Origin of the sequence: Streptomyces cinnabarinus (assembly GCF_027270315.1) — a bacterium.
In the GTDB taxonomy this organism is placed as follows: domain Bacteria; phylum Actinomycetota; class Actinomycetes; order Streptomycetales; family Streptomycetaceae; genus Streptomyces; species Streptomyces cinnabarinus.
In genome coordinates this window covers 5,519,460-5,544,306 of record NZ_CP114413.1, presented here as the reverse complement: position 1 = coordinate 5,544,306, position 24,847 = coordinate 5,519,460, and the positions used below count along the sequence as shown (strand labels likewise).

Genomic DNA, 24,847 nt, shown 5'->3' with positions numbered 1-24,847 from the left:
AGCCCAACCGAGAATCAACGAAGAGTTAACAACACACCACCGCGAGCCGAACTGGCCCGTCAAAGCCCGAGAAGCGCGCGGGAGACACCATTCCGACACATTGAGTTCACCCGTAGTACGTACACCGGCAAGTTCTGCTGCCGGGGTTCCAACTACCCTTTTGCGGGTGCCAAAGCTTTCCGTGATCGTGCCGTTCTACAACGTGCAGCAATACGCCCCGGACACCCTCAGAAGTCTTCGGGCGAACGCCCGCGCCGACTTCGAGTTCATCCTGGTGGACGACCATTCGAAGGATGAAACTCCCGCCATTCTCGAACGTGCTGCCGAACAACTCTCGGATGTCGCACACGTGCGTTACATCCGCCACGACGTGAACGGAGGACTCGCCACCGCCCGCAACACCGGTCTGGACGCCGCCACCGGTGAATACCTCACCTTCCTCGACGGCGACGACTGGCTGGCGCCCGGCTACCTCGCCGAGCTCACCGCCGCCCTGGAGGACCTGGGCTGCGACTTCGTGCGCACCGACCACGTCCAGGCCAACGCCCGGGCCCGCACGGTGCACCGGGTGCCGCACGGCCGCCGCGGCGAGGTCCTCGACCCGCGCGCGGCGATCCTGCCCGCCGACCGGACCACCTCCGTGGACTACGCCTACGCCTGGGCCGGCGCCTACCACCGCCGGCTGCTGGACAAGGGCCTGCTGCACTTCACCGACGGGCTGCGCACGGCCGAGGACCGGCCGTGGATCTGGAAGCTGCACCGGGAGGCGGAGTCGTTCGCCGTGGTGGGGCTGCTCGGTGTCTTCTACCGCCGGGGCGTGGCCGGTTCGCTGACCCAGATCGGCGATGTGCGCCAGCTCGACTTCATCCGCGCCTTCGACCAGGTCGTCGAGGAGACCGCCGCGGACCGGGAGGCGGACCAGCTGCTGCCCAAGGCGGTGCGCACCTACTGTGCGATCATCGCCCACCATCTGTCGGACGAGTCCAAGTGGGAACCGGCCGTGGCCAAGCAACTGCGGGCGATGAGCGCGGCGGCCATAAAGCGGATGCCGCAGGAAGCGCTCGGGGATGTGCTCGAAACCATGGACCTGCGCCGGGCCAGCAAGCTGCGGCGGCTGCGGCGCCGGGCCACCACTGCGAAGGCGGCCGCGTGATGTCCCGTAAGACCCAGATCTTCTGCGTCTCCACGCTCTACGGCGCCGCCACCCTGGCCGCCGCGCTGGACTCGGAGTGCTTCGCCGAGGCGGACCGGCGGCTGCTGCTGGTGTTCAACAACTCCGCCTGCCCGGAGACCACCCCGTCCGTCGACGAGATGCCCGGCTTCGAGCCGCTGCGCGACCACTTCGACGGCGTGCTCTCCTTCAACGAGGCGATCCGCCCCTTCCACCCCGGCGCCTGGACCCCGCGCCCGGACGACCTCCCGCTGTTCGAGCGGTACCTGCGGCTGCTGTGGGGGCTCGGCGAGGACCGGGTGGAGCTGATTCTGGAGTCCATCCAGGTCAACCCGGCGCTCGGCCTGACCCAGATCTTCACCGGCGCGCCCGTCCAGGTCTACGCCGACGGCCTGATGAGCTACGGCCCCACCCGCAACAAGCTCGACCCGCTGGTCGGCACCCGGGTGCGGCGGCTGCTCCACCTGGACCTGGTGCCGGGCCTGACGCCGATGCTGCTCACCGAGTTCGACGTGCCCGCCGAGGTGGTGCCGCGCGAGGCGTTCCTGAAGGTGATGGGCGAACTCGCGGGCGCCGTCGAGGAACTGCCGGTGCTGCCGGACAACTGCGCCCTGCTGCTGGGCCAGTACCTCTCCGCGCTGAACATCATGACGCCGGAGGCGGAGGAGGAGCTGCACGTCCGGATGATGCGCGGGGCCCTGGAGCGCGGGCACCGCTCGATCGTCTTCAAGCCCCACCCCACGGCCCCCGCCCGCTACAGCCGCGCCCTGGAGGCCGAGGCCGAGCAGCTCGGCGTGGACCTCACCGTGCTGGACACCCCGGTGCTCGCCGAGGTGCTGTTCGAGAAGTCCCAGCCCGGACTGGTCGTCGGCTGCTTCTCCACCGCGCTGTTCACCGCCTCCGCCTTCTACGACCTCCCGGTCGCCCGGATCGGCACCGAGCCGCTGCTGGAGCGGCTGACGCCGTACCAGAACAGCAACCGCATCCCGGCCGTGCTGGCGGACGCGGTGCTGCCGGATCTGGAGCGACGCGCGGGCGAGGAGCCCGTCCCGGCGGACACCCTGGGCGCGCTGGTCGCCGCCATAGGGTTCACCATGCAGCCGCAGATCCACCCGAGCCTGCGTCCGGCCGCCGAGCGCTATCTGTCGGAGCACTTCGCGCCGCGCACCCACCGCTACTTCAAGCGCAAGCGGCTCACCTCGCTGGGCCTGCCCGGCGGTATCCCCGAGCGGCTGTCGTTCCTGCCGCGCAGCGCCACCGCACGCCGGGTGGTGCGGCGGGCGAAGGCGCTGAGGAAGGCGGTTCGCCGCTGAGCCAATACCCGGTGAACTGCCGGGAACGGCCGAGGAAACGGTGGCACACCGTCGGATGAAACCGATGAATCCATGGTGTGGGCGGCGTTCGAATCCCTAGGATCACGGAACGCCGCCCCATCCGACTCCGTGAGGCACTCATGACGAACCTCGGCCGGCTGTACCCCATGCTCGACGGCGTAAAGCTGCCGGACGACCTCCCCTATTCCCAGGTCAGTTCCTGGGAGCTGCGTTTCCTCTACCTGCTCGGCCGCCATCGCCTCACCGGCGAGGACCGGCTGGTCGAACTCGGCTCGGGCGGCGGCGGGTCGACGTACGCGCTCGCGCTCGGGCTGCGCGACAGCCCCGTGTTCGACGAGCGGACAGGGCGGCTGCACGCGTACGACTTCTTCCATGTCGGCAAGGGCACCTTCGCCACCGAGAAGTTCTTCTCGGCCGGCAGCAAGCCCGCCGACGGCGACACCTCGTTCCTGGACGACTTCCGTGAGCGGCTCGATCCCTTCCTGCCGTTCCTGGAGATCCACGCCGGTGACATCTGGCAGACCTCGGACCCGGACGACACCAGCCCGATCGAGTTCCTGCACATCGACATCGCCAAGACGGCCCGGGTCTTCCGCTGTGTCTCGGAGCGCTTCCTGACCCGGCTGCGGCCCGGATCCGTCGTGCTGCACCAGGACTTCGCCGGGCCCCGGCTGCCGTGGCTGCACCACAGCACGGGCGCGCTGCTGCCGTACATCGAGATCGCGGGGCCGCCGATCCGCTCCACGCTCGCCTTCGAGGTCACCAGGCCGATCCCCGAGGACGTGCTGCGCAGGATCTCCGAGGACGCCTTCACCGTCGAGGAGAAGCTGACGCTGATCTCGGCCGTGCAGGAGCGCGTGGACCGCGACCACACCGGCGGGATCCCCTTCAGGTCGGTGCTGGAGCTGGCGAAGGCGTATGTCGCGCACTACGACGGGCAGCACAAGCAGGCCTGGTCCATCGCGCGGAAGCTGACCGACGACGAGTATCTGAGCCGGACCCGCGCCGACCACTTCAAGCAGTTGAGGACGGCCTACGAGAAGGACGGCGGCGACGCGGGTTCCGGCTCGCTGCTGAACCGGCTGAGCAAGAAGCTCGTACGGCGCTGAGAACGGCCGAGCCCCCCGCACGGACGGCGTGCGGGGGGCTCGGTCATCGGCTCAACCGCCCAGCAGGACCCGCAGATCCGCCGCGTTGGCCTCGGTGATCTTCCACAGCTCCTGCTGGCGGCCGTGCACGTCGGCGACGGTCGCCGCGTGGTCGCGGAGCAGGTCCCTGGAGCGCTCCACCAGGCGGGCGGCCAGATGGCGGTCGTGGACCGAGACACCCCACTCGGGGCGCTCGATGTCCCGCAGGAAGTACGCCATCTTCGGGTGCGAGATCAGGCTGATGATCGGCGTGCCACAGCCGAACGGGATCATGCCCGCGTGGCCGCGCATGCCGATGACCAGCTTGGTGCGCGCGTACAGATCGCGGATCTCGTCGTTCTCGAAGTCGTACATCGGGATGACCGGCATCGAGACGCCGTGCTCACGGCGCAGGTCGAAGACGAGCTTCTCGTCGTCGAGGGAGTGCGCCACGCACCGCACCTCCGCCAGCTCGCCCAGCTCCCGTACCGCCTGGGCCATCTGGGCCAGGAAGTAGCCGTAGTCATGGCCGAAGCGCAGGCCCGCGCGGTCGTAGGCGGCGTTGATGAGGATGGTGTCCTCGCGGCGCGCCGGGTCCTGCCAGTCCGGCACCAGCCGGCGGGTGACGGTCGTCGGACAGGGCTGGAAGCGGATCTTGTCGTGCAGATGCGCCGGGACCATCGCGCGCACCTTCTCGATCGAGCCGTGGTTGCGCAGCCCGAAGAAGGCGGACTTCTCCACCAGCAGGCGCAGTGAGTCCCGGAACCGGCTCGCCCGGTAGGACTGGCCGTCGAAGGCGTTGAAGCCCACCGCGTACACCGCGATCGGCACGTCGATCCGGCGCAGCAGCTCGTCCGGGACGTTCCACTGCCAGGCGCTGTTGCCGTTGGGCATGGTGTCCGGGATGAACAGGCCGCCGCCGCCGATGACCAGGCCGCGCCGGGCGTTGACGCGCTCCAGGGCGGCCTCGTCGAACAGCCGGTGGGCGTGGACCGGGTGCCAGCGCCGGGAGCCGGTGTCGGGGCCGAAGGCGCTGCGCACGCTCTCGGGGAGCAGCTTGTCGCCCGCGTTGCCCTGACGGTCCATGTAGAAGGCGACGTGCGCCAGCTGGTCCTCGGGGGCGCCCAGCTCCTGGGCCGGGACGGAGGCGGCGCGCTGCGCCCACAGGCGGCTGGAGCGGTGGGTGATGTCCACGGACATGCCGGCCGTGGCGTACGTCAGCGCGGCGGCGTTGTCGCCCTGTACCCAGGACATCTGGGCGAGGCGGGCGTAGGCGGTGGCGGCCCGGTTGGGGGCGGCCGTCGCCAGCAGCAGCTGTGCCCTGGCCTCGGCGGTGCGGGAGACGCTCATCAGGGCGTGGCCGAGGACCTCGTGCGGCCACGCCTCGTCGAGCGGGATGCGGACACTCTCCAGGATGTCCACGGCGTCCTGGTAGTCACCGGAGGCGATGTGCGCGGCGGCCACCTTGCGGGCGGTCTCGACGTCGCCGGTGCGGGCGACGTGCGGGGTGCCGTAGTGCACGATCAGGTCGTGGTGCAGGCCGCCCGCCCTGGCGAGGTACTCGGCGTGGAAGTCGGCGTCGGACAGGTCGTACTCGCGCCACTTCTCCTCGGCCAGGCTGTACCCGCTCTCGCCGCCCTGCCACGGCTTGTGGCGGCCGGTGAAGTGCAGGATCGCGGTGTCCTCGGGGACCGGGAGGTCGCCGGACAGACGTCGCTTGACGAAGTTGTAGCGCGGGTCGAGGCGCACGAAGTCGCCGTCCAGGACGGCGTTGAGGATGCCCTGGTCGTGCTTGTCGAGTTCGTAGTCGCCGCTGCGGCCGGTGGCGTCGAGCCGGGCGCAGAACTCCTCGCTCAGGTACTCGCGCTGGATGACCAGCAGACCGGAGTTGAGCTTGTGCTGCCCGTAGAAGAACTGCGGGACGGCGGCGAGTCCCTCGCGCAGTCTGAGCAGTTCGCCCAGGTCACCGAGGACGACCATGTCGGTGTCGAGGGTGATGACGGTGTCGTACTCGCGCAGCCGGAAGACGTCGAGGATGAAGTACGCCTTGCGGACCAGGTAGTTGTCCTGGTCGCCCTTCTTGTACGCGTCGTAGTGCGTGTCATTGACCCGCTTGAGGACGATCCGCGGGTGCAGGGCGCGGATCCTGGCGATCGACCCGGGGCGCAGATCGTCGTAGAGGACGACGAAGTCCTCGCAGACGGCCGGGTTGGACAGGGCCAGGCTGCGCAGCAGGACGAGGAAGCCGGGCAGATAGTTCTCGTCGACGTAGGACGCGAACGCGATGCGGCGCTTGCCGGTGAGGGCGGCCGCGTCGGTGACGGGAGCCTGTGTCGCAGACAGGGTGGTCGTGGTCATCGCAGGGATATCCTCATGTCCGTCACGCTCTGGGCCCGCTCCATGACCCATGCCTTCTCGCTGGTGTACTCGTGCACGGAGGTGATGGCGAGCTTCATGGCCTCCTGCACGCGGTAGGCGCCGCTCTCGTAGAAGTCGAAGCCGATCAGGTCGAGCTTCGGGCTGACGTCCAGGAAGTCCAGCAGGTACAGCATGTTGAAGCCGGTGGTCGGGATGCCCGACCAGACGTCGGTGGAGACCTTGCCGATGTTGCGCACCGGCCAGCGCAGCGACTCGTCGCCGAGGTGGGTCTGGGCGCCGGGCACCAGGCGGTTGCGCAGCGACCACTTCCAGTCGCCGGAGACCCCGCCGAAGACGAGCCGGGTGTCGACCCGCTTGTCCCAGTTGAAGCCGTGCTTGTGGATGGTGGCGTGGATGTCGGTACGGCTGCCGGTGTGCTTCGGGTCGATCTTGAAAGAGTTGAAGCGCACCACGAGGTCGTAGGCGTCGATCTCGGAGCCCATCGAACTGGCGCCGACCCGCCCGGAGTTGGCGATCAGGCAGATCGACTTGCCGGCGATCCGGTTGCGGAACTCGCCGAGGCTGATCCACTGCACCCCGCCGATCGCCGGGTCGGCGACGGGGCCGCGCATCCGGCTGCGGCGCTGCTCGGCGTAGAGCGCGAGGACCGCGGTGAGGTCCGTGAGGGCGGCGGCATCGGTGTCGACGGCGATCCGCAGGTCCAGGTACTGGCTCAGCATGTCCTGACGGTCCGCCACCGGGGCGTCGGCCATGGTCAGGAGCGCTCCCACCAGCCGGGGTTCGGCGGCGGCCCAGTCGCCGACGGCGTGCGCGGCCAGGCCCTCGGCCCACACCTCGGTGGCGTCGCCGCGGGTGTACTCCTCGGCGCGCGGGCACTGGCGGCGCAGCAGGGCGAGCAGTTCGCCCTCCCGGTCGCTCGCGGTGCGCAGGCCCGCGATCCGGGCGCGGACGCCGAAGCCGTCGTCGTCGGTGAGCCCGAGGTACTTCTCGTACGCCTCCAGCGCCTCGGCCTCCTCGCCGAGGGTCTCCATCAGCCGGGCGCGCAGCCGCCATCCGGCGCGGGAGTTCTTGCGCTGGGCGAGCACGGTGTCGCTGATGACCAGAGCGAGGTTCAGCTCGTCGTCGTAGCCGCACTTGAGCGCCTGGTTGGCCACGGCGAGCAGGGCGTCGAGCAGTTCGTTGGCGATGCCCTGGGCGGGGGTCGCGGCGCCCTTCACGGCGCGCTTGAGCAGCGCGGTCGCGCCGGTGGCCGGGGCGGGTGCGGGGGCGGCGGGGGTGGTTCCCCATACGACGAGCAGCTTTCTGAGCTGTTCGGCGAGTTCGATTCGGCGGCGGTCGACACTGCCGACGACTTTTCCGCTGTGCACCGCGCAGGCACGCAAACAGTCGTCCAGCTCCCCTCCGCGCGCACGTGCCCTTCTGTTGTTGACCCTCGTCATGGCACTCCTGGGTTCTGCCAAGCCAATGCTGTGTTTTGCCGTTGTTCACCGGCGAGTGGGGGGATCTTGAAACCGTCTGATTATCCGTGGGGGGATGCTGAGCAAAATTAGGAAGGCAAAACGACGTTCAGGTGAACTCACCGGTACTACCGGACCAATCGTTGGCTCGTCTCCTCGGACATACCTGTGATTCGGACTAATGTGCCTAGCCGCACCCGAGAGAAGATCCGACAAGGGGAATATCTGTGACCAGCACGACCGTCCGACCGGTGATCGAACCGCCCCGGAGGGCGGAACGGACGGCGCCCCGGGAGACCCGGCTACGGGCCCTGGACGGACTGCGGCTGGTCGCCGCGCTGATGGTGGCCGCGTACCACTACGGCGGCCGGGGCGGCGAGGTCACCGCGGCCTGGGGCAGCTCCCCCAGCGTCCAGTTCCCCACGCTGCACGAGTTCTTCGCCTACGGCTGTCTCGGCGTCCAGGTGTTCTTCGTGATCAGCGGGTTCGTGATCTGCATGAGCGGCTGGGGACGGCCGCTGAAGTCCTTCTTCGCCTCCCGCGCCGCCCGGCTGCTGCCCGCCTACTGGGCGGCGGTACTGCTGGTGACGGCGGTGTTCGCGCTGCCGGTGGTCGCCTACGAGGCGGTGTCGCCGAGCGACGCGCTGGTGAACCTGACCATGCTTCAGCAGCCGCTGGGCGTGGACCGGGTGCTCGGGGTGTGCTGGACGCTGTGGGCGGAGGTCCGCTTCTACGCGCTGTTCGCGCTGTGCGTCGTCCTGCCCGGCGCCACCCGGCGGCGGGTCATCATGTTCTGCGCGGGCTGGACGCTCGCGGCGGTCATCGCCGAGGCCGCGAACGAGCCGCTGCTGGACCTGGTCCTGATGCCCGAGTACGCGCCCTTCTTCATCGGCGGGGTCGGCCTCTACCTCGTCCACCGCGACCGGCGGGACGCCTACGCCTGGGGCATCGTCGGGGTCAGCTGGCTGATCGGGCAGCACTACGCGGTGCAGAACCTGTGGCGGGCGCCCGGCCCGGACGCCTTCGCCAACCGCACCTCGTTCGGCATCGTGCTGGTGGTCACCCTCGGCTTCCTGGCCGTCGCGGCCATCGCGCTCGGCTGGCTGAACCGGGCGAACTGGCGCTGGCTGACCGTGGCCGGGGCGCTGACGTACCCCTTCTATCTGGTGCACGAGCATCTGGGCTGGGTGGTCATCAAGACCCTGCACCAGGATCTGTACCTGTCCTCCTGGGCGACCTTCACCCTGACAATCGGCACGATGCTGCTGCTCGCCTGGCTGCTGAACCGTTACGTCGAGAAGCCGCTGACCCCATGGCTCCGGACGGCCCTCGCCAGGATGCGGTGACCTCCGGGCGCGGGAAGACTGCGCCGTATGGCCAACGCTCAGCAGACACCCGTACTCCCCGGTGAGCTCGGCGATGTGCCGGGCTGGTTCCCCGCGCTCGACCAGACACTGTTCACCTGGTTCCTTCAACGGCAGGAGAGCCTCGGACAGCGGGGCGACCTGCTGGAGCTGGGGGTCTATCTCGGCAAGAGCGCGATTCTGCTGGGGCGGCACTCGCGTCCCGGTGAGACCTTCACGGTCTGTGATCTGTTCGAGGACGACGCGCCGGACGGGGCGAACCAGGCGGAGAGCTCGAAGTCGTACGGCTCGCTGACGCGGCAGGCCTTCGAGCGGAACTATCTCTCCTTCCACGACACCCTGCCCCAGGTGGTCCAGGGGCCCAGCTCGGTGATCACGGACGTGGTCGCGGCCGGGAGCTGCCGGTTCGTCCATATCGACGCCTCGCACCTGTACGAGCATGTGCACGACGACATCGGCGCGGCTCGGGAGTTGCTGGTGCCGGACGGGATCGTGGTGCTCGACGACTTCCGCTCCGAGCACACGCCGGGGGTGTCGGTCGCCACGTGGGAGGCGGTGCTGAACCGGGGGTTGCGGCCGGTCTGTCTCAGCACGCAGAAGCTCTACGGGACGTGGGGGGATCCGGAGGGTGTGCAGGAGGAGTTGCTCGGGATGCTGCGGGGGCGGGCGGACTGCGGGCTGAGTGTGCAGGAGGCGGCTGGGCATCGGCTGGTGCGGGTCCGCTACCGCGGGATGCCGAAGAGTCAGCCTCGGCCTCAGCCGAAGCGGCGGCCTCGGTCTCGTGTTCGTGGGATCGCTGTCGATCTGTTGCCGCCGGTTGTCACTCGGGCGGTTCGGGCTTCACTCAAAGCGCGGGCCGGTGGGGGTTGATCGCGCGGTTCCCCGCGCCCCCGGGTGGGTCATCTCACCTGTACTTCGCTTCGATCCCCGCGATCACCAAGGCCAAGCCCTCCTCGAAGTGGTCCTCGTAGTTCGCGAAGATCTCCCTGCCCGCCTCCGCCGACAACGGGAAGTCGGTGAGTAGCCGGGCCCTTTCGTCCGGCACCGGCTTGGCGCCCTGTTCCTCCGTGACGAAGCCGAGGGTGTACGCGTAGGTCGTTGTCGTCGCCCGTACCGCCTGGGGCAGGGTGAAGCCGGCGGACGAGAACAGGCGCAGGTTGTCCTCCATCTGCTCGGCGTGCTCGATGCCGGTGAAGCTGGAGCCGCTGAAGACCTTGGCGCCGTCGCGGTAGCCGAGAAGGGCGGTGCGCAGGCCGCGGTTGGCCTTCAGCAGGCGCTCCTGCCAGGTGTCGGCGGGATCCAGGGCGGCGCCCGCGACCATCCGGCGGTACATCTCGGTCGCCATCTCGTCCAGCAGGGCCTGCTTGTCCTTGAAGTGCCAGTAGAGAGCCGGCGCCTTGACGTCCAGCTCCTTGGCGATCGCCCGCAGGGTCAGGCCGTGCAGACCGGCCTCGTTCAGGAGCTCCAGCGCGGTGGCGGCGACTCGGCGGCGGTCGAGGGGGGCCCGGCGTTCCGTGTTCACGCTTGACAGCTTAACGGCGTTAAGTCCATCCTCGTACCCGAGAACACTTAACAGCGTTAAGGGGAAATGGCATGGATACTGACGTTTTGATCGTGGGTGCGGGTCCGACCGGGCTCGCCCTCGGCGTGGACCTCGCGCGGCGCGGGGTGGACGCGCTGGTGGTGGAGCGGGCCGAGGAGCTGTTCCCCGGCTCGCGCGGCAAGGGGCTCCAGCCGCGGACGATGGAGGTCTTCGACGACCTGGGCGTGCTCGACGCCGTCCGGGCGGCGGGCGGGGGCTATCCGGTCGGGATGATCTGGCAGGACGGGCGCCGGATGGGTGAGCACCGGATGTTCGACGAGGCCGAGGCGACCGGGGACTCGCCGTACAACGAGCCGTGCATGCTTCCGCAGTGGCGGACGCAGGAGATCCTCCACGCCCGGCTGCGCGAGCTGGGCGGGCGGGTCGCCTTCGGGCGGGAGGTGGTCTCGCTGGAGCAGGACGACGACGGGGTGACCGTCGCGTTCGCGGACGGGGAGACGGTCCGGGCGCGGTACGCGGTCGCGGCCGACGGCGGGCGGTCGGCCGTCCGTCGGGCGCTGGGGATCGGGATGACCGGGGAGACGGTCGATCCGCAGCCGATGCTGGTGGCGGACGTCCGGATCACCGGTCTCGACCGCGCCAACTGGCACATCTTCCCGCCGTCCGAGAGCCACGGCTACCTCGCTGTCTGCCCGCTGGCGGGCACGGAGGACTTCCAGGTGGTGGCGCAGTTCCCGGAGGGCGCCGAGGTGGACCTCTCCCCGGAGGGCGTACGGAAGACGGTGGCCGCACGCTCCCATCTCGCCCCCGAGGACGTGACCGAGGTCCGCTGGGCCTCGGACTTCCGGCCCCGGGCCGCGCTGGCGGACGCCTTCCGGTCCGGCCGGGTCTTCCTCGCGGGGGACGCGGCGCACATCCACTCCCCGGCCGGCGGGCAGGGCCTGAACACCAGCGTCCAGGACGCCTACAACCTGGGCTGGAAGCTGGGGGCGGTGGTGCGGGGGTCGGCCGATGCCGGGCTCCTGGACACCTACGAGGAGGAGCGGCGGCCGATCGCGGCACAGATGCTGGCGGTGTCCACCGGCATCCACCGCGGCGAGGTCCGGCGCGGCGCGGCGACCCGGCAACTGGGGCTCGGCTACCGCGACTCGTCCCTCACCGAGGAGACCCGCCCCGCCCCGGGTCCGCTCCGCGCGGGCGACCGCGCACCGGACGGCACGCTGGACGGCGTACGGCTGTTCGACGCGTTCCGGGGGCCGCACTGGACGCTGGTCGCGGTGGGCGTGGCGGCGCCCGAACTACCGCAATCGGTACGGGTGATCAGCGGCGCGGAGCAACCGTCGTACGGGAAGGGGCTGTTCCTGGTGCGGCCCGACGGGTATGTGGGGTGGGCCGGCGGGACCGCCGATGAACTGCCCGCCTATCTCGACCGGCTCGGGGCCTAGGAGCCCGCCAGCGACAGCTTCACCGCGAAGCCGAGGAACAGGGCGCCGGCCGCCGAGGTCGCGCCCGCCGACAGGCGCTTGCGGCGCCGGAAGGCGGCGGACAGCCTCGTACCGCCGAATATCAGGGCGCTCAGGTACAGGACGCTGGCGACCTGGGCGAGCGCGCCGAGCACGACGAAGGAGAGCGCCGGGTAGGCGTATCCGGGATCGACGAACTGCACGAAGAAGGCGACGAAGAACAGGATCGCCTTGGGGTTGAGCAGGCTGACGACGAAGGCCCGCCGGTAGGGGCGCTCGTCGGCGGCCGGGGCCGAGGTCTCCTCGACGGCCGCCTCCCGGCGCGCCCGCCACATCCCCCAGGCCGCCCGCAGCATGCCGACGGCCAGCCAGGTCAGATAGCCGGCGCCGGCGTACTTCACGATGCCGAACAGCACGGCGTTGGTCTGGAGCAGCGAGGCGACGCCGGCCGCGGACAGTGTCATCAGCACGGTGTCCCCGCAGAACACCCCGGCTGCGGCGGTGTACCCGGCCCGAACGCCCTTGCGGGCGGCCACGGACAGCACGTACAGCGAGTTGGGCCCGGGCAGCAGGACGATCAGGATCAGGCCCGCGAGATAGGTGGGGAGGTCGATGACACCGAACATGAAAAGGAGTGTCGCACGGGGGTACGACACTCCGATTCCGGGTCCCAGGGGGCGAGACGGTCAGATGCTCAGAAGGCGTCCGACGGCACGTAAGTCCCCCAGATCTCCCGCAGGGCGTTGCAGACTTCGCCGACGGTGGCGCGGGCGCGCAGGGCGTCCTTCATCGGGTAGAGGACGTTGTCGTCGCCCTCGGCGGCCTTCTTCAGGGCGGCCAGGGCGGTGTCGACGGCCTGCTGGTCGCGTTCGGCGCGGAGCTTGGCCAGGCGCTCGGCCTGCTGGGCCTCGATGGCGGGGTCCACCCGCAGCGGCTCGTAGGGCTCCTCCGCGTCCAGCTGGAAGCGGTTGACGCCGACGACGACCCGCTCGCCGGAGTCGGTCTCCTGGGCGATGCGGTACGCGCTGCGCTCGATCTCGTTCTTCTGGAAGCCGTGCTCGATGGCGGTGACCGCGCCGCCGAGCTCCTCGACCTTGTGCATCAACTCCAGCGCCGCCGCCTCGACCTCGTCGGTCATCTTCTCGATGACATAAGAGCCCGCGAACGGGTCGACCGTGGCGGTGACATCGGTCTCGTAGGCCAGCACCTGCTGGGTGCGCAGGGCCAGGCGGGCCGACTTGTCGGTGGGCAGCGCGATGGCCTCGTCGAAGGAGTTGGTGTGCAGCGACTGCGTGCCGCCCAGGACCGCGGCCAGGCCCTGGACCGCGACCCGGACCAGGTTCACCTCGGGCTGCTGGGCGGTCAGCTGGACGCCCGCGGTCTGCGTGTGGAAGCGCAGCATCAGCGACTTGGGGTTCTTCGCGCCGAACTCGTCCCGCATCACCCGCGCCCAGATCCGGCGGGCCGCACGGAACTTGGCGACCTCCTCCAGGATCGTCGTACGGGCCACGAAGAAGAACGACAGCCGCGGCGCGAAGTCGTCGACGTCCATGCCCGCCGCGACCGCGGTGCGCACGTACTCGATGCCGTCCGCCAGGGTGAACGCGATCTCCTGCGCGGGCGAGGCACCCGCCTCCGCCATGTGGTAGCCGGAGATCGAGATGGTGTTCCACTTCGGGATCTCGGCCCGGCAGTACTTGAAGATGTCGGCGATCAGACGCAGCGACGGCTTCGGCGGGAAGATGTACGTCCCGCGCGCGATGTACTCCTTGAGCACATCGTTCTGGATCGTGCCGGTCAGCTGCGCGGCCGGCACGCCCTGCTCCTCGCCGACCAGCTGGTACATGAGCAGCAGCAGCGCAGCCGGCGCGTTGATGGTCATCGACGTGGAGACCTTGTCCAGCGGGATCCCGCCGAACAGCACCCGCATGTCCTCCACCGAGTCGATGGCCACGCCGACCTTGCCGACCTCGCCGTGCGCGATCGACGCATCGGAGTCATGACCCATCTGGGTGGGCAGGTCGAAGGCGACCGACAACCCCATCGTGCCGTTGGCGATCAGCTGCTTGTAACGGGCGTTGGACTCCGTCGCGGTACCGAAACCGGCGTACTGGCGCATCGTCCAGGGACGCCCGGTGTACATCGACGGGTACACACCCCGGGTGAAGGGATACGAGCCCGGCGCGCCGAGCTTCTCGGCCGCGTCCCAGCCCGCAAGGTCATCCGGTCCGTAGACCGGTTCGATGGGCAGTCCGGACTCCGACTCGCGCGCCATGGTGTGTTGCCTCCCGCCGAGCAGTTCGCTCGCTGCCTACTTACTCACTGGTACAGACCGACCCTTCGACGGACTGTAGCCGCGTGGTGCGCACCCGGAGGAGTGCAGCACGCTGGGACCTTGCTCACAGCTTCGATGCGGCCCCGGTCACAACCATGCACCGCCGTTCGCAACCAGTCATCCGCGGGGAGCATCTCAGAGGACATCGACGCCTTTGGGGGGCCTGATGGGGACCATGAGGAGAACGGCCGCGGCGCTCGCCTCGGCGGCGGTGCTCGCTGGCTGCACGGTGGAGGCGGCGGAGGGCGACGGGCGCTCGCCGGTCCGGATCGACCTGCCCGGCGACTCGCCGTCCGCGTCACCCGACGACGCCAAGCCCTCGTCCCCCGCCGAGACGTCCGAGCCGCCGAAGCCGCCCGAGGTCCTGTGGTCGCGCGGTGACACCGGCCGGGACGTCCGGGAGCTCCAGGCCCGGCTGCGCCAGGTCGCCTGGCTCTTCGACGGCCCCACGGGGACCTACGACGACCTCACCGAGCGGGCGGTCAAGGGGTTCCAGGGCAAGCGTGGGCTGCCGAGGACGGGGAAGACGGACGCCGTCACCTGGAAGCGGTTGCTGAGGATGACCTCGGAGCCCGGCAAGTGGGATCTGTATCTGATGGGCGGGCAGCCCGCCGCCGAGCCCGATCCGCGCTGTCTGACCGGGCGGGTGCTGTGCATCGACAAAACCAGCCGCACGCTGCGCTGGATGGTCGACGGCCGGACCCTGTCGACGGTGGCGGTGCGCTTCGGCTCCGAGTACACCCCGACCCGCGAGGGCGTGTTCCAGGTGTACTGGAAGTCCCGCCACCACCACTCCACGCTCTACGACTCGCCGATGCCGTACGCGATGTTCTTCAGCGGGGGCCAGGCCGTGCACTTCTCGTCCGACTTCGCGGCCCGCGGCTACGCGGGTGCCTCGCACGGCTGCGTCAACATTCGGGACGAGGAGGCCATCGCGGCGCTGTTCGCGCAGGTGAGGAACGGCGACAAGGTCGTCGTCTCCTGGTGAGTGTGGGGCGCGGACGGGACCGGGGGAACGTGTCCCGCCCGCGCCAGGTGCACGAGCCGTAGGTACGGGGGGAACCCCGGCTCAGTGCGACGGCCGATGACCAGTCGGCTCACTGAATACTGCGCCCGCGTCGGCGAAAACGTCACACCCCGCGCGAAAAAAGTTCAGCGGATTACAAAATTGCAGGTCAGCAGGCGTGTTGCCATGCCGTCCGCGGTCACGCGACGGAGTGGACCGGGCTCGGCGAGGCGCTCGGAGCCCCGGGCGCCGCCTGTGATCCGCCGCGCTCCGGGAGCAGTGGGGCCAACGGGGAGGACGGGGTGCCGGTGACGGCGCCGTCGGCGCGGTGGTCGTTGCCGGGGTGGCCGTGACCACGGCCGTTGCCGTTTCCGCGCCCGTGGCTCCTTCCTTCGCCGTCCCCGTCGCCGCCCTGGTCGTCCCGGTCCTCGTCCTCGTCCTGCCCGTTGCCGTGGCCCTCGCCGTCCTCTGCGGCGCCGAGGACGGCCTTGCAGTACTGCGACACGCGGGCGGAGCCGCCCGCGGCGCCCTCCAGGGCCCGGCGGCGGTCGTCGCCGAGGCGCTTGCCGTCGCGCAGGTCCCGGCAGCCGGAGGTGACGGTGCCGCGCCAGGAGCCGCCGGTGCGGTCCTGGCGCCGCTCGCCGGCCGTGGCGCCGGGGCCGGGTTCCGCGCCGCCGCCCGGTGCGCGGGAGTCGTCCGGGTCCGGCACCGGGGCGCGGGACCCGTCGTCGGGGCGGTTCTCGCCGCTGAGGGCGTCCTTCGGGGGCGGCGACACCAGCGGGCGTTCGGGCGCCGAGACCGAGGACGCGGGTGCCGGTTCGCCGCTGTCGAAGGGCGTGGGCAGGGCTCCGGTTCCGACCGCCGCCGCGACCCCGCCGACCATGCCGACGGCGAGCGCGGCGGCCAGCCCGAGGCGCGCCCGTCGCGCCCAGCGGGGGGCGCGGCGGGGAGTGCGGCGGGAGGGCTCGGGGGCGCCGAGGCGGATGAGGCCGGCGTCGGAGGAGTGCGGGTGGGGCGGCGGGGCGGAGGGCTCTGCGGGGACGGCGCTCTCCGTGCCTTCGGCACGTTCCGTGCGTTCCGTGCGGGCGGCGCGGAAGGCGGCCAGCGCGGCGGCCTCGCCAGGGAGTTCGGCGGCTTCGCCGGGGAACTCGGCGCTGATCGGCGGGGGTTCGGCGGACAGTGCCTCAAGCGTCTTGGCGAGGCGTTGGGCCCGGTCCCGGTCGGCCGCGTCGACAGCTTCCAGTGGCTCACCGCTCAGAAGACGTTCCGCCGCCTCAGGGTCCAGCCATCTGAAGTGCTCGTCGGCCATCACACATCCTTCTGCGTCCGCGCACGCGTATGCGTCACACTCGCGGACGTCACCGCGCGTCCACGCGGTTCTCGCTGGGGCGGCATCGCGTCGAGGCTGCCGCCCGATTCCGGATCGGCCTCCGGACGGTCGCCGAGGAGTTCGGCGAGGCGCTTCAGACCCCGGTGCGCCGCCGTGCGGACGGCGCCCGGACGCTTGCCCAGCGTCTCGGCGGCGGTCTTCGCGTCGAGGCCCACCACCACCCTGAGGACGACGGCCTCGGCCTGGTCCTGCGGGAGCCGGGCGATCAGGGAGAGGGTGCTGTCGGTGGCCAGCGCCTCGATGGCCTCGCCCGCGGTGTCGGACTCGGCGGCCCGGCCGGTCAGTTCCGTCTCGTCGCCGCCTATCGCGGGGCGGCGGCCGCGCATGCGTATGTGGTCCAGCGCGCGGTTGCGGGCGATCCGGGCGGCCCAGCCGCGGAAGCGGTCCGCGTCCCCGCTGAAGCGGTCCAGGTCCCGGGCGATCTGGAGCCAGGACTCCGACGCCACGTCCTCGGCGTCCGGGTCGCCGACCAGCGTCCGTACGTACCCGAGCAGCCGTGGATGCACCGAGCGGTACACAGTCCGGAACGCGGTCTCGTCCCCGTCCTGTGCCGCAAGCAGCGCGGCCGTCAGCTCCGCGTCGTCCCCCAGCACTCGGTACCTCGGTAGATGGTCGGGTGGATGGCCCCGGCTCGGCGGCCCGCCGATGGTTTCAGTGATCATTCAACTTTCCCCCTGCGGCGCGAAAGGCACGTTACGACCTGAAACCGCTGCTCGTCCATGTCCGTACAAGGCGCAACGCAGTCGTGACGGGCCGGGGTGTGACAGAAAACGCACTCATGGCGCTGTAGGAAGTACGGGTCGCCGCGCGGCCCGTGCCGCGCGACGGCCGGGGCCTCTCCTGTGGGGGGTGGCGGCCCCGGCCGTTGCTTTGGCACCGGGAACTCACCGGAAATCACCGGATCCTCGGGGGCTGCACAGGCCCACCGGGGTCAGTCCTTCTTGGCGTTCCCGCCGTTGCCCTGGCCGGTGTTCGCGCCGTTGTCGCCGCCGTTGCCGTTGTTCCCGCTCGTGGCGCCGTTGCCGTTGTCGGCACCGTTGCCGTTCTCGGCACCCGGGTTGCTCTGCTCGGTCGCCTGCGCGAGCAGCTCCGCGCAGTACGGGGCGACCTTCTCCGCGCCGCCCGCCGACTCGATCAGCCGCTGCCAGGCCGTCGACTCCAGCTCCTTGCCGCCGCTCGACACGTGCCGCTGGTACGCGCGGCACTTGGCCTCGGTGTCCTTGGCGGTGTCCGGGCGGTCGTCCGGACCGTGACCGGGGCCGGCCGTCGAGGCCCCGGCACCCGACCGGGACGCGGCACCGGCCGAGGGCGTGCCCGTGCCGTCGTCGGCGGCGTCCGAGGAGGAACCGCTCGTGCCGATCGCGGCGAAGGCGACGCCGCCGAGCGCGAGGCTCGCGCCGAACAGCGAGAGCGTGACCCGCAGCGAGCGCACGGTGCGGCGCCGGGCACGGGGGCGCCAGTCGTCCCGGCGCCGGGTGCGGGCCCGGTGCGGGCCCGCGTCCCGGGCGGCCCGGAAGGCGGCGACGGCGCGCCGCTCGCCCTCGGCGTCCACGGTGGCCGGGCGCATGGCGGCGGCGAGCAGGGCCTCCAGGTCGGGCCGGGGGCCGGCTCCGTGCGGGCCGGACGCGGTGCCGCCAGGGTGCGCACGCCGACGGCCGGCCGTGCCGCCGTCGCTCAGCTGTTCACCCATGTCCGTTTCCGTTCCTGTTCCGACCTGTCCGCCCCGGGGCTCATGGTCCCCGTGGGTCCTGTGTGGCCCATGGGGCCTGTACGGGCCGCGTGTCCCCGGTGGGGCGACGCGATTCCCGCGACCGATGAGAGGGCGGCGCTCCCCTGTCCTACGCCCGCGCTTCCCGCTCCGTTCATTTCGACTCCCCCAGCGTCCGGGGGGCGTCATCCGTCACACCGTCCTCCGTGCCCAGCTGGACGGCCAGGCGCTTCAGACCCCGGTACGCGGCGGTGCGCACCGCGCCGGGGCGCTTGCCGAGGACCCGGGCCGCGGCCGGGCCGTCGAGTCCGACGACCACCCGCAGCAGCACCGCCTCGGCCTGGTCCCGCGGCAGCCCGCGGACCAGTTCCAGGGCGTACTCGGTGGAGATGGACTCCAACGCCTGCTCGTGCGTGCTGTGCGGTCCGGGCAGGTCGAGTACGTCCTGCTCGGTCGCCGTCGCCCGGGGCCGTACCCGCTGCCGTCGCAGATGGTCCAGCGCCCGGTGCCGGGCTATGGTCGCGCTCCACCCCCGGAAGCCCGCGCCGTCGCCCTTGAACCGGCCGAGGTCGCGGGCTATCTCCAACCAGGCGTCGGAGGCCACGTCCTCGGCGTCGTCGCCGACGATCCCGCGCAGATAGCCGAGGAGCCCGGGCTGCACGATCCGGTAGGCGACCGCGAAGGCCGTCTCATCGCCCTCCTGCGCCCGCGCCACGGCCGTACCCAGCTCCCCGTCGTGCGCGTGCCCGCGACGGGGTTCCGCTCCCTGGCCCAAGAACTGTCCTCGTCCTGCCGAGTTAACGGCGGACCCGCACCGCACGGCACGGCCCGCCTCTTGCCACGCCCCCCACGGTCAACAGCGCCAGGCTTCACAGAAGTGTCACAGCAAGCGCCATCACCCCATCCGTCTCATGCCACGGCCCGCCGTGCCCGGCCGTGCAGCGTCAGGTAGAAGGTCTGGAGGGATTCCTCCGGGCTGCCCGACTCGAACCGGTTGCGGACCTTGCCGAGCGGGTTCCAGACCCGGCCGTCCGGCATCCGTACGCCGACCGGCTGGCCGAAGTAGGCCCGCTGCCGGTCGTCGTAGTCGACCCACTGGGCGCCCGCCCGGCGGACCAGCACCTCGCCGACGTACGCGCCGAGCCCGAAGAGCGTCTCGCCGGCCCGGTCGGGGTCGGCGCCGCCCTTGCGCAGACCGTCGATGAGGAAGTCGACGACCCGCAGGCTGGCCACGGAGTAGTCGAGCGGCAGCCGGCTCCGGGCGGTGACCCGGGCGACGAAGGCAGCCGTGTACCCGCGCATCTCGCTCGCGCCCGGCACCGGTCCGTCCACCTGGCCCATCGGCCCCACCTCTCCGCTCGATCCACGGGCGAGCCTTCTCGGCCCCCCATCGCATCCAGCGGATTTCGCCACCGGAGCATCACGGGCCGGGGCTGTGCTCATTCACACACAGAAATCACACACGTTCGTACAACCTTTTGCCCGGGTGACGTTTGAACCTGACCCAACGCTGGATGGAGGGTGCACCTGTTACAGGTGTGGCTGTTGTGTCCAATCTCCATAGGGGTGGGGTAGTTGAGTCCTCGTAGGACCCATGCGTACAAGCCGCTCAGTCTCAAACGGCGGGCCTGGCTGACCGTCGGAGCGGTCGTCCTGAGCGGGGCGGGAGTCGTCACTTATGCGATGGCGGGCCAGTCCGCGCCCTCCGACGACAAGGCCGCCGAGCGTGAGCCGTCGGTGCACACCCTGAAGCTGGAGAACGAGGGCGGCGGCCGCAAGGGCCTCGGCAAACGGGGCACCGAGCAGTTCAGCGCCGTCGTGGTGACCTGGGACGACCCCGAGGCGAGGACCAAGGGCACGCCCGAGGTACGCACCCGGGACACCGAGACCGGCGACTGGTCGCCGTGGCGCGAGCTGGTCCTGGAGCCCAGCCAGGCCGACGGCAAGGAGGCCGAGCGGTCCGCCCTGCGCGGCGGCACCGAGTCGGTGTGGACCGGCGAGTCCGACGGCGTCGAGGTGCGGGTGGTGAACGCCGACGGCACCGAGGTCGGCGGCCAGCCCGCCGGTATGGACATCAAGCTGCTCGACCCGGGCACCGACCCCGAGGGCGGCGTCGAGCCGGCCGCGTTCGTGGCGGAGACCCCGACGCCGACGGAGACCGCGACGCCGCCGGAGGCCTCCGCGACCGGCTCGCCCACGGAGACCGTGTCCGCCACGCCGACCGAGTCGGCCCCGGCCTCGCCGACGGCGACCACCTCCGAGTCGCCCACCGCCTCGGGCTCACCGACGACGACGCCGACGCCGACCCCGACGGTCCCGGAGGCCCGCCCCTCCACGGTCGCCAAGCCGCCGGTCATCACGCAGGCCGAGTGGGGCGCGTCCACGGACTACAACGGCACGCCGAGCTACAGCACCGACATCAAGGCCGCCGTCATCCACCACACCGGCGTCGACACCGACAACACGCTGTCCTGCGCGGAGTCCCGGGCCCGGATGCGCACCATCCAGCAGGCCCACTTCGCCCAGGACTACTTCGATGTCGGCTACAACTTCGTCGTCGACAAGTGCGGGCAGATCTTCGAGGGCCGCAGCGGCGGCATGGACCTGCCGGTGACCGGCGCGCACGACGCCGGTTTCAACACCGACACGCTCGGCATCTCCTACATCGGCAACTTCGAGTCGGCCAAGCCCACCAAGGCCGCCCTCGACGCCATCGCGCGGGTCGTCGCCTGGAAGTTCGGCATGTACGGCATCGACCCGGCCGAGAAGGTCACGCTGACCTCGCGGGCGCCGCTGAACTACAGCGGCAACAAGATCGCCGAGGGGCAGCAGATCACGCTCCCCCGCGTCTTCGGCCACCGGGACACCAACGCCACGGCCTGCCCCGGCGCCAACCTGTACCCCAAGCTGAGCGGCATCGCCACGCTCGCCAGGACCCCGGGCATCTCGCACGCCCTGGCCACCACCGACGTCAACCGCGACGGCGTCAGCGACCTGGTCGCCGGTACCCCGAAGGCCAACCGCGTCACCGTGGTCCCGGGCAGCGTCGACGGGCCCGTCCCGGCGTCCCGGATCGCCTTCACCCAGAACAGCGCCGGGGTCCCCGGCACCTCCGAGTCCGGTGACGCCTTCGGCACCGCGACCGCCTGGGGCGACGTCAACGGCGACGGCCACGCCGACCTCGCGATCGGCTCGCCGGGCGAGGACGACACCAGCGGCAACGCCGACCGCGGCCAGGTCACGGTGATGTACGGCCCGGCTCTCAACACCGGGTTCTCGTACACCACGACGGGCGTCACCGCGGCCGGCGCCAAGCTCGGTTCGGCCGTCACCGTCGGCGACTTCAACGGCGACGGCAAGGCGGACGTCTTCTCCGCGGGCACCGGCAAGGGCGGCTCCTACAACGTCCGACTGACCGGCGGTCCGACGACGTACGGCGCCCTCACCACCGCCACCGGCGCGATCGCCTACCTGGACGCCGCGACCGGCGACTTCAACCGGGACGGCTACTCCGACGTCGCCCTCAACTACCGGGACACCGGCGGCATCGGCCGGGTCGTCCGCTTCGCGGGCTCGGCGAACGGCCTGACCAAGGCCGGGGTGCTGTCGGTCAAGGGCGGCCGGTCCGTCGCGGTCGGCGACTTCAACGGCAACGGCTACGACGACCTCGTCATCGGCCAGCCGGTCGCCAGCGAGTCCGGCGCGATATCCGGCGGCCAGATCACCATGCTGTTCGGCACCTCGACCGGCTTCACCACGACCGGCATGAAGGTCATCCACCAGGACACCGCGGGCGTCCCCGGCGCCAACGAGTCCGGCGACGCCTTCGGCATCTCCGTCTCGGCCGGCGACCTCGACGCCGACGGCTACGCCGACGTCCTGACCGGCGCCCGCAACGAGGACCTCACCCGCAGCGGCGTCAGCTACGCCAACGCGGGCACCGTGGTCCTGGTCAAGGGCTCCTCGACCGGGCTGACCGGCTCCGGCGCGATCGCGGTCTCGCAGGACACCACGAGCGTCCCCGGCGCCGCGGAGGCGGGCGACCTGTTCGGTACGTCCGTGTCGCTGACCGACCTGTCCGGCTTCGGCCGCGCCGACCTCACGATCGGCGCCGACGGCGAGGACGGCACCGACGGTGTCCTGCTGCACATCCCGAGCAACAGCACCGGCCTCGGCTACGGCGACTCGGTGATCTACAGCAAGACCGCCCTCGGCACCCCGACCGACGGCGGGCTCGGACAGGTGCTGGCGCCGTAACGGCGACGGCAGCCAACTGAGACGGCCGGGGTCCCGCGCGGTGCGCGGGACCCCGGCCGTCTCAGTTCAGCCCGCTGGTCGCGTCCCGGCACAGCAGCCGCAACGAGCCGTCCCCGGCGAAGCAGCGGCGGGCCTCCTCCATCGGGTCCCACAGCTTGCCGTCGGGCGTACGGACCCAGTGCTCACCGCCGGACGCCCACCACTCGGCGCCGGTCTGCCGGACTATCACCTCACCGGCGTACGCCCCGAGTCCGCGCAGCACGCCCTCCACGGCGCCCTGCGGAGTGCCCTCCCGGCGCAGGTCGTCGATCATCCGGTCCACCCGCCACAGGCTCTGCGCCGAGTAGTCGAGGCGCAGCCGCGCCCCCTCGCGCATCGTCGAAACCGCGTCCGCCGCCCATCGCACCGGCTTCGCCGCAGCCGAGGGCCTGGTCTGCTGCTCTGTCACTGTCGTCACATCGACAAGAGCGTGGCCACCTCGGGTTTCGTCACCCGGATCCGGGCACTGCCCGCAACCGGCGCAGGACCGACCCACCTCCACCTCAGGACGGTCACAGGAAGACCCCGGCACGAGGGTGTGACATCTGGGCGCTCCGATGCGCTCCAGTCACTGATGAGCGTGTACTTCCATCTGCGCGCGGTGCCGCCTCCGGCGCTGCGCAACAGCGCGTCATGGTTCCGGCGACTGTTCGACGACGACTGGGACACCGTCCGGGACCGGATCGGCAGGCACCGCGAGGAGGTGCTGGACAAGGGGTATCTGCACCACGAGCTGCTGTACGCGGGCAGCCCGCCGGACCGGGCGCCGGACGGCCCCCGTACGCATGTGGTGCTGGGCGGACGCCCGGTCGGCCACCCCGATCCGTCCCGGCCGCCGTTCCTGCTGCTCACCGCCGCCCAGGCCGGCCGGGTCGCGGACTACCTGGCGAAGACGGATTTCGAGGAGCTGTGGGGGCGGGCCCGCGAGGAGGTGATGCGTCCCTACGGCATGCCGGAGGCCGAGCGGGACGTGCGCGGCGCCTTCGCCGCGGCCCACCGGGACCTGCGGGCCTTCTACGCGCAGACCGCCCAGTACGGCGACGCGGTGGTGAAGTGGCTGATGAGATGAGGCGCGTACGGCTCAACTGCGGCCCCGCGCCCGTCTCGACACCACCGCGCGCAGGATCCGGCGCCCCTCGGTGGACACCTCGAGCGCCGGACGCAGTCCGCCCGCGCCGTGCCCGGCGAGGAGTTCCAGGACGGTGATCTGGCGGCGCAGCTCGGCGGCGACCAGCGGTGGCATGCCCTCGGTGCGGCCCTCGCGGCGGGCGTCGACCGGTGCGTCGTCGTCGGCCGCGTCGAGCAGCCGGTGGATCTGGAGGGAGGCGACGGAGCAGGCGTCGGCCCAGACCCGTACCCCCGTGTCGGCCGGTGCGGGCGGAGCCGCGTCGAGCATTCGGCGGGCCAGGACGGCCGCCTCGTCCTCTTCCGACCCCTCCGGGTCGCCGAGCTTGCCGCGCGCCTGTTCGAGGAGCTCGGCCCACAGCCCGGGGTCACCGCCCTCGCTGAGGGTGGCCCACAGGGGCCGCAACAGCTCGTCGTCACCGCCCAGCAGGGGTATACACCGATCCAAACAAGCCAACCCGCTGGCGGCCAGTCCGCGTTCGTCCGCCCGAGCGATCAGCTCCACCAGACTCATGCACGCCTCCCTCGCCTGCGGTCTTCCCTTACGGAACCCGCACTTCCCCTAACTGCGTGCGACGGCCCGGGAGTGTCACAGGGGCACCACAGCGAGCCGGTCGAGCAGCCGGAAGAAGAGGTTTTCGGCCAGCGGGTCGGGGTCGGCGGCGAACACGTCGAGCAGGCTTTCCGCGGCCACGGTGTGCCCGGCCTCGGCTGCCCAGGCGACGGCCCGCTCGGCGGCGTCGCGCGGCTGGAGGAAGTAGTCCTCCAGGGAGAGCCCCTCCCCCGCGCCGAGCCGGCCCGCCATGGCGTCCCGGCCGAGGCAGGTCGTCCACGCCCCGCTCTCCGGACCCGCCGCCTCCACCACCGCGCAGTCGCTGTCCATGACGTACCCGAAGAGCGCGGGCGCCCCGGTCTGGTGGGCGAGTTCATGCATGTTCCCGACGTCGCCCTCGCCGCTCGGGTACTCCCAGACCTGCCAGCCCCCCGGCGCCTCCTGGCGCAGGGTCATGCCCGGCGCGCCCGCCAGTGCGGCCAGCTCGGCGAGCGGCCGCTCGGCGCTCCCCACGACGAAGTACCCCCAGTAGCCCATGTCCGTTCCCCCAGGCAGTTCGGTTCGGCTCCGGCCGAATACACCACAGCCGTACGCCC

At 71.2% G+C, this 24,847-nt stretch carries 22 protein-coding genes; 9 read left to right on the top strand and 13 right to left on the bottom strand.

Annotated features, from left to right (window positions below):
• The first annotated feature begins 166 nt into the window (after window positions 1-166).
• The 3 genes from STRCI_RS25235 to STRCI_RS25225 all read left to right on the top strand — a co-directional run bounded on the left by STRCI_RS25235 (window position 167) and on the right by STRCI_RS25225 (window position 3,614).
• Window positions 167-1,153, top strand: a complete 987-nt coding sequence (locus STRCI_RS25235) for a glycosyltransferase family 2 protein (RefSeq protein ID WP_269661235.1) — start codon at window positions 167-169, stop codon at window positions 1,151-1,153.
• Entirely contained in the window at window positions 1,153-2,484 is a 1,332-nt protein-coding gene (locus tag STRCI_RS25230; RefSeq protein ID WP_269661234.1) for an alpha-2,8-polysialyltransferase family protein, read from the top strand. The genes STRCI_RS25235 and STRCI_RS25230 overlap by 1 nt, the downstream gene beginning before the upstream one ends.
• Before the next feature lie 140 nt (window positions 2,485-2,624).
• Complete coding sequence (locus tag STRCI_RS25225) at window positions 2,625-3,614, top strand: class I SAM-dependent methyltransferase (protein WP_269661233.1); 990 nt, start codon at window positions 2,625-2,627, stop codon at window positions 3,612-3,614.
• Between the two features lie 51 nt (window positions 3,615-3,665).
• Here the strand turns inward: STRCI_RS25225 and STRCI_RS25220 are convergent, their stop codons facing one another.
• A complete protein-coding gene (locus tag STRCI_RS25220) occupies window positions 3,666-5,990 on the bottom strand; it encodes a glycosyltransferase (protein ID WP_269661232.1) in 2,325 nt (774 codons plus the stop codon).
• Entirely contained in the window at window positions 5,987-7,450 is a 1,464-nt protein-coding gene (locus tag STRCI_RS25215) for a glycosyltransferase family 29 protein (protein WP_269661231.1), read from the bottom strand. Before STRCI_RS25215 ends, STRCI_RS25220 begins: the two co-directional genes overlap by 4 nt.
• A 245-nt stretch (window positions 7,451-7,695) precedes the next feature.
• On the opposite strand from STRCI_RS25215, the gene STRCI_RS25210 reads away from it, so the two are divergent.
• Together STRCI_RS25210 and STRCI_RS25205 are read left to right on the top strand one after the other, a co-directional pair.
• Window positions 7,696-8,814, top strand: coding sequence for an acyltransferase family protein (locus STRCI_RS25210; protein WP_418953372.1), 1,119 nt, complete (start codon window positions 7,696-7,698; stop codon window positions 8,812-8,814).
• Window positions 8,815-8,841: 27 nt separating this feature from the next.
• The gene (locus STRCI_RS25205) at window positions 8,842-9,702 is read left to right on the top strand and encodes a class I SAM-dependent methyltransferase (protein WP_269661230.1); all 861 of its coding nucleotides are present in this window, start codon (window positions 8,842-8,844) and stop codon (window positions 9,700-9,702) included.
• Window positions 9,703-9,736: 34 nt separating this feature from the next.
• Here the strand turns inward: STRCI_RS25205 and STRCI_RS25200 are convergent, their stop codons facing one another.
• On the bottom strand, window positions 9,737-10,354 hold the full coding sequence (locus tag STRCI_RS25200) for a TetR/AcrR family transcriptional regulator C-terminal domain-containing protein (RefSeq protein ID WP_269661229.1): 618 nt from the start codon (window positions 10,352-10,354) through the stop codon (window positions 9,737-9,739).
• A gap of 71 nt (window positions 10,355-10,425) precedes the next feature.
• On the opposite strand from STRCI_RS25200, the gene STRCI_RS25195 reads away from it, so the two are divergent.
• Window positions 10,426-11,820 (top strand): FAD-dependent oxidoreductase, encoded by a 1,395-nt coding sequence (locus STRCI_RS25195; protein ID WP_269661228.1) that lies wholly within the window; start codon window positions 10,426-10,428, stop codon window positions 11,818-11,820.
• Here STRCI_RS25195 and leuE read toward each other — a convergent pair.
• A complete protein-coding gene (leuE, locus tag STRCI_RS25190) occupies window positions 11,817-12,464 on the bottom strand; it encodes a leucine efflux protein LeuE (RefSeq protein ID WP_269661227.1) in 648 nt (215 codons plus the stop codon). The two genes, STRCI_RS25195 and leuE, sit on opposite strands and share 4 nt — an antisense overlap.
• A 68-nt stretch (window positions 12,465-12,532) precedes the next feature.
• Complete coding sequence (locus STRCI_RS25185; RefSeq protein WP_269661226.1) at window positions 12,533-14,113, bottom strand: acyl-CoA mutase large subunit family protein; 1,581 nt, start codon at window positions 14,111-14,113, stop codon at window positions 12,533-12,535.
• 235 nt (window positions 14,114-14,348) lie between these two features.
• On the opposite strand from STRCI_RS25185, the gene STRCI_RS25180 reads away from it, so the two are divergent.
• The gene (locus STRCI_RS25180; protein ID WP_269661225.1) at window positions 14,349-15,161 is read left to right on the top strand and encodes a L,D-transpeptidase family protein; all 813 of its coding nucleotides are present in this window, start codon (window positions 14,349-14,351) and stop codon (window positions 15,159-15,161) included.
• Window positions 15,162-15,378: 217 nt separating this feature from the next.
• Here the strand turns inward: STRCI_RS25180 and STRCI_RS25175 are convergent, their stop codons facing one another.
• From STRCI_RS25175 to STRCI_RS25155, 5 genes are all read right to left on the bottom strand, one after another.
• Window positions 15,379-16,488, bottom strand: a complete 1,110-nt coding sequence (locus tag STRCI_RS25175) for an extensin (RefSeq protein ID WP_269661224.1) — start codon at window positions 16,486-16,488, stop codon at window positions 15,379-15,381.
• Window positions 16,488-17,162, bottom strand: coding sequence for an RNA polymerase sigma factor (locus STRCI_RS25170; RefSeq protein ID WP_269664636.1), 675 nt, complete (start codon window positions 17,160-17,162; stop codon window positions 16,488-16,490). The genes STRCI_RS25175 and STRCI_RS25170 overlap by 1 nt, the downstream gene beginning before the upstream one ends.
• Before the next feature lie 338 nt (window positions 17,163-17,500).
• Entirely contained in the window at window positions 17,501-18,259 is a 759-nt protein-coding gene (locus STRCI_RS25165) for a hypothetical protein (RefSeq protein WP_269661223.1), read from the bottom strand.
• A gap of 172 nt (window positions 18,260-18,431) precedes the next feature.
• Window positions 18,432-19,052: an RNA polymerase sigma factor gene (locus STRCI_RS25160; protein WP_269661222.1), complete on the bottom strand. Its 621-nt coding sequence runs from the start codon at window positions 19,050-19,052 to the stop codon at window positions 18,432-18,434.
• A 134-nt stretch (window positions 19,053-19,186) separates the two neighbouring features.
• Window positions 19,187-19,618, bottom strand: coding sequence for a hypothetical protein (locus STRCI_RS25155; protein ID WP_269661221.1), 432 nt, complete (start codon window positions 19,616-19,618; stop codon window positions 19,187-19,189).
• Window positions 19,619-19,852: 234 nt separating this feature from the next.
• Between STRCI_RS25155 and STRCI_RS25150 the strand changes: the two genes are divergently transcribed.
• Window positions 19,853-22,534, top strand: a complete 2,682-nt coding sequence (locus STRCI_RS25150; protein WP_269661220.1) for an FG-GAP-like repeat-containing protein — start codon at window positions 19,853-19,855, stop codon at window positions 22,532-22,534.
• 61 nt (window positions 22,535-22,595) lie between these two features.
• On the opposite strand, the gene STRCI_RS25145 is transcribed toward STRCI_RS25150, so the two are convergent.
• A complete protein-coding gene (locus STRCI_RS25145) occupies window positions 22,596-22,991 on the bottom strand; it encodes a hypothetical protein (RefSeq protein WP_269661219.1) in 396 nt (131 codons plus the stop codon).
• Window positions 22,992-23,147: 156 nt separating this feature from the next.
• On the opposite strand from STRCI_RS25145, the gene STRCI_RS25140 reads away from it, so the two are divergent.
• Entirely contained in the window at window positions 23,148-23,642 is a 495-nt protein-coding gene (locus STRCI_RS25140; RefSeq protein ID WP_269661218.1) for a DUF1877 family protein, read from the top strand.
• A 12-nt stretch (window positions 23,643-23,654) separates the two neighbouring features.
• Here the strand turns inward: STRCI_RS25140 and STRCI_RS25135 are convergent, their stop codons facing one another.
• Both STRCI_RS25135 and STRCI_RS25130 read right to left on the bottom strand, forming a co-directional pair.
• Window positions 23,655-24,212, bottom strand: a complete 558-nt coding sequence (locus tag STRCI_RS25135) for a hypothetical protein (RefSeq protein WP_269661217.1) — start codon at window positions 24,210-24,212, stop codon at window positions 23,655-23,657.
• 75 nt (window positions 24,213-24,287) lie between these two features.
• Entirely contained in the window at window positions 24,288-24,788 is a 501-nt protein-coding gene (locus tag STRCI_RS25130; protein ID WP_269661216.1) for a hypothetical protein, read from the bottom strand.
• Window positions 24,789-24,847: the final 59 nt, after the last annotated feature.

Excerpts from the sequence above, each read along its gene's own strand:
- STRCI_RS25130 (WP_269661216.1), bottom strand. The coding sequence starts at position 24,788 with ATGGGCTACTGGGGGTACTTCGTCGTGGGGAGCGCCGAGCGGCCGCTC.
- STRCI_RS25205 (WP_269661230.1), top strand. The coding sequence starts at position 8,842 with ATGGCCAACGCTCAGCAGACACCCGTACTCCCCGGTGAGCTCGGCGAT.
- leuE (WP_269661227.1), bottom strand. The coding sequence starts at position 12,464 with ATGTTCGGTGTCATCGACCTCCCCACCTATCTCGCGGGCCTGATCCTG.
- STRCI_RS25165 (WP_269661223.1), bottom strand. The coding sequence starts at position 18,259 with ATGGGTGAACAGCTGAGCGACGGCGGCACGGCCGGCCGTCGGCGTGCG.
- STRCI_RS25220 (WP_269661232.1), bottom strand. The coding sequence starts at position 5,990 with ATGACCACGACCACCCTGTCTGCGACACAGGCTCCCGTCACCGACGCG.
- STRCI_RS25185 (WP_269661226.1), bottom strand. The coding sequence starts at position 14,113 with ATGGCGCGCGAGTCGGAGTCCGGACTGCCCATCGAACCGGTCTACGGA.
- STRCI_RS25175 (WP_269661224.1), bottom strand. The coding sequence starts at position 16,488 with ATGGCCGACGAGCACTTCAGATGGCTGGACCCTGAGGCGGCGGAACGT.
- STRCI_RS25195 (WP_269661228.1), top strand. The coding sequence starts at position 10,426 with ATGGATACTGACGTTTTGATCGTGGGTGCGGGTCCGACCGGGCTCGCC.
- STRCI_RS25230 (WP_269661234.1), top strand. The coding sequence starts at position 1,153 with ATGTCCCGTAAGACCCAGATCTTCTGCGTCTCCACGCTCTACGGCGCC.
- STRCI_RS25140 (WP_269661218.1), top strand. The coding sequence starts at position 23,148 with ATGAGCGTGTACTTCCATCTGCGCGCGGTGCCGCCTCCGGCGCTGCGC.
- STRCI_RS25135 (WP_269661217.1), bottom strand. The coding sequence starts at position 24,212 with ATGAGTCTGGTGGAGCTGATCGCTCGGGCGGACGAACGCGGACTGGCC.
- STRCI_RS25225 (WP_269661233.1), top strand. The coding sequence starts at position 2,625 with ATGACGAACCTCGGCCGGCTGTACCCCATGCTCGACGGCGTAAAGCTG.
- STRCI_RS25180 (WP_269661225.1), top strand. The coding sequence starts at position 14,349 with ATGAGGAGAACGGCCGCGGCGCTCGCCTCGGCGGCGGTGCTCGCTGGC.
- STRCI_RS25215 (WP_269661231.1), bottom strand. The coding sequence starts at position 7,450 with ATGACGAGGGTCAACAACAGAAGGGCACGTGCGCGCGGAGGGGAGCTG.
- STRCI_RS25155 (WP_269661221.1), bottom strand. The coding sequence starts at position 19,618 with ATGGGCCAGGTGGACGGACCGGTGCCGGGCGCGAGCGAGATGCGCGGG.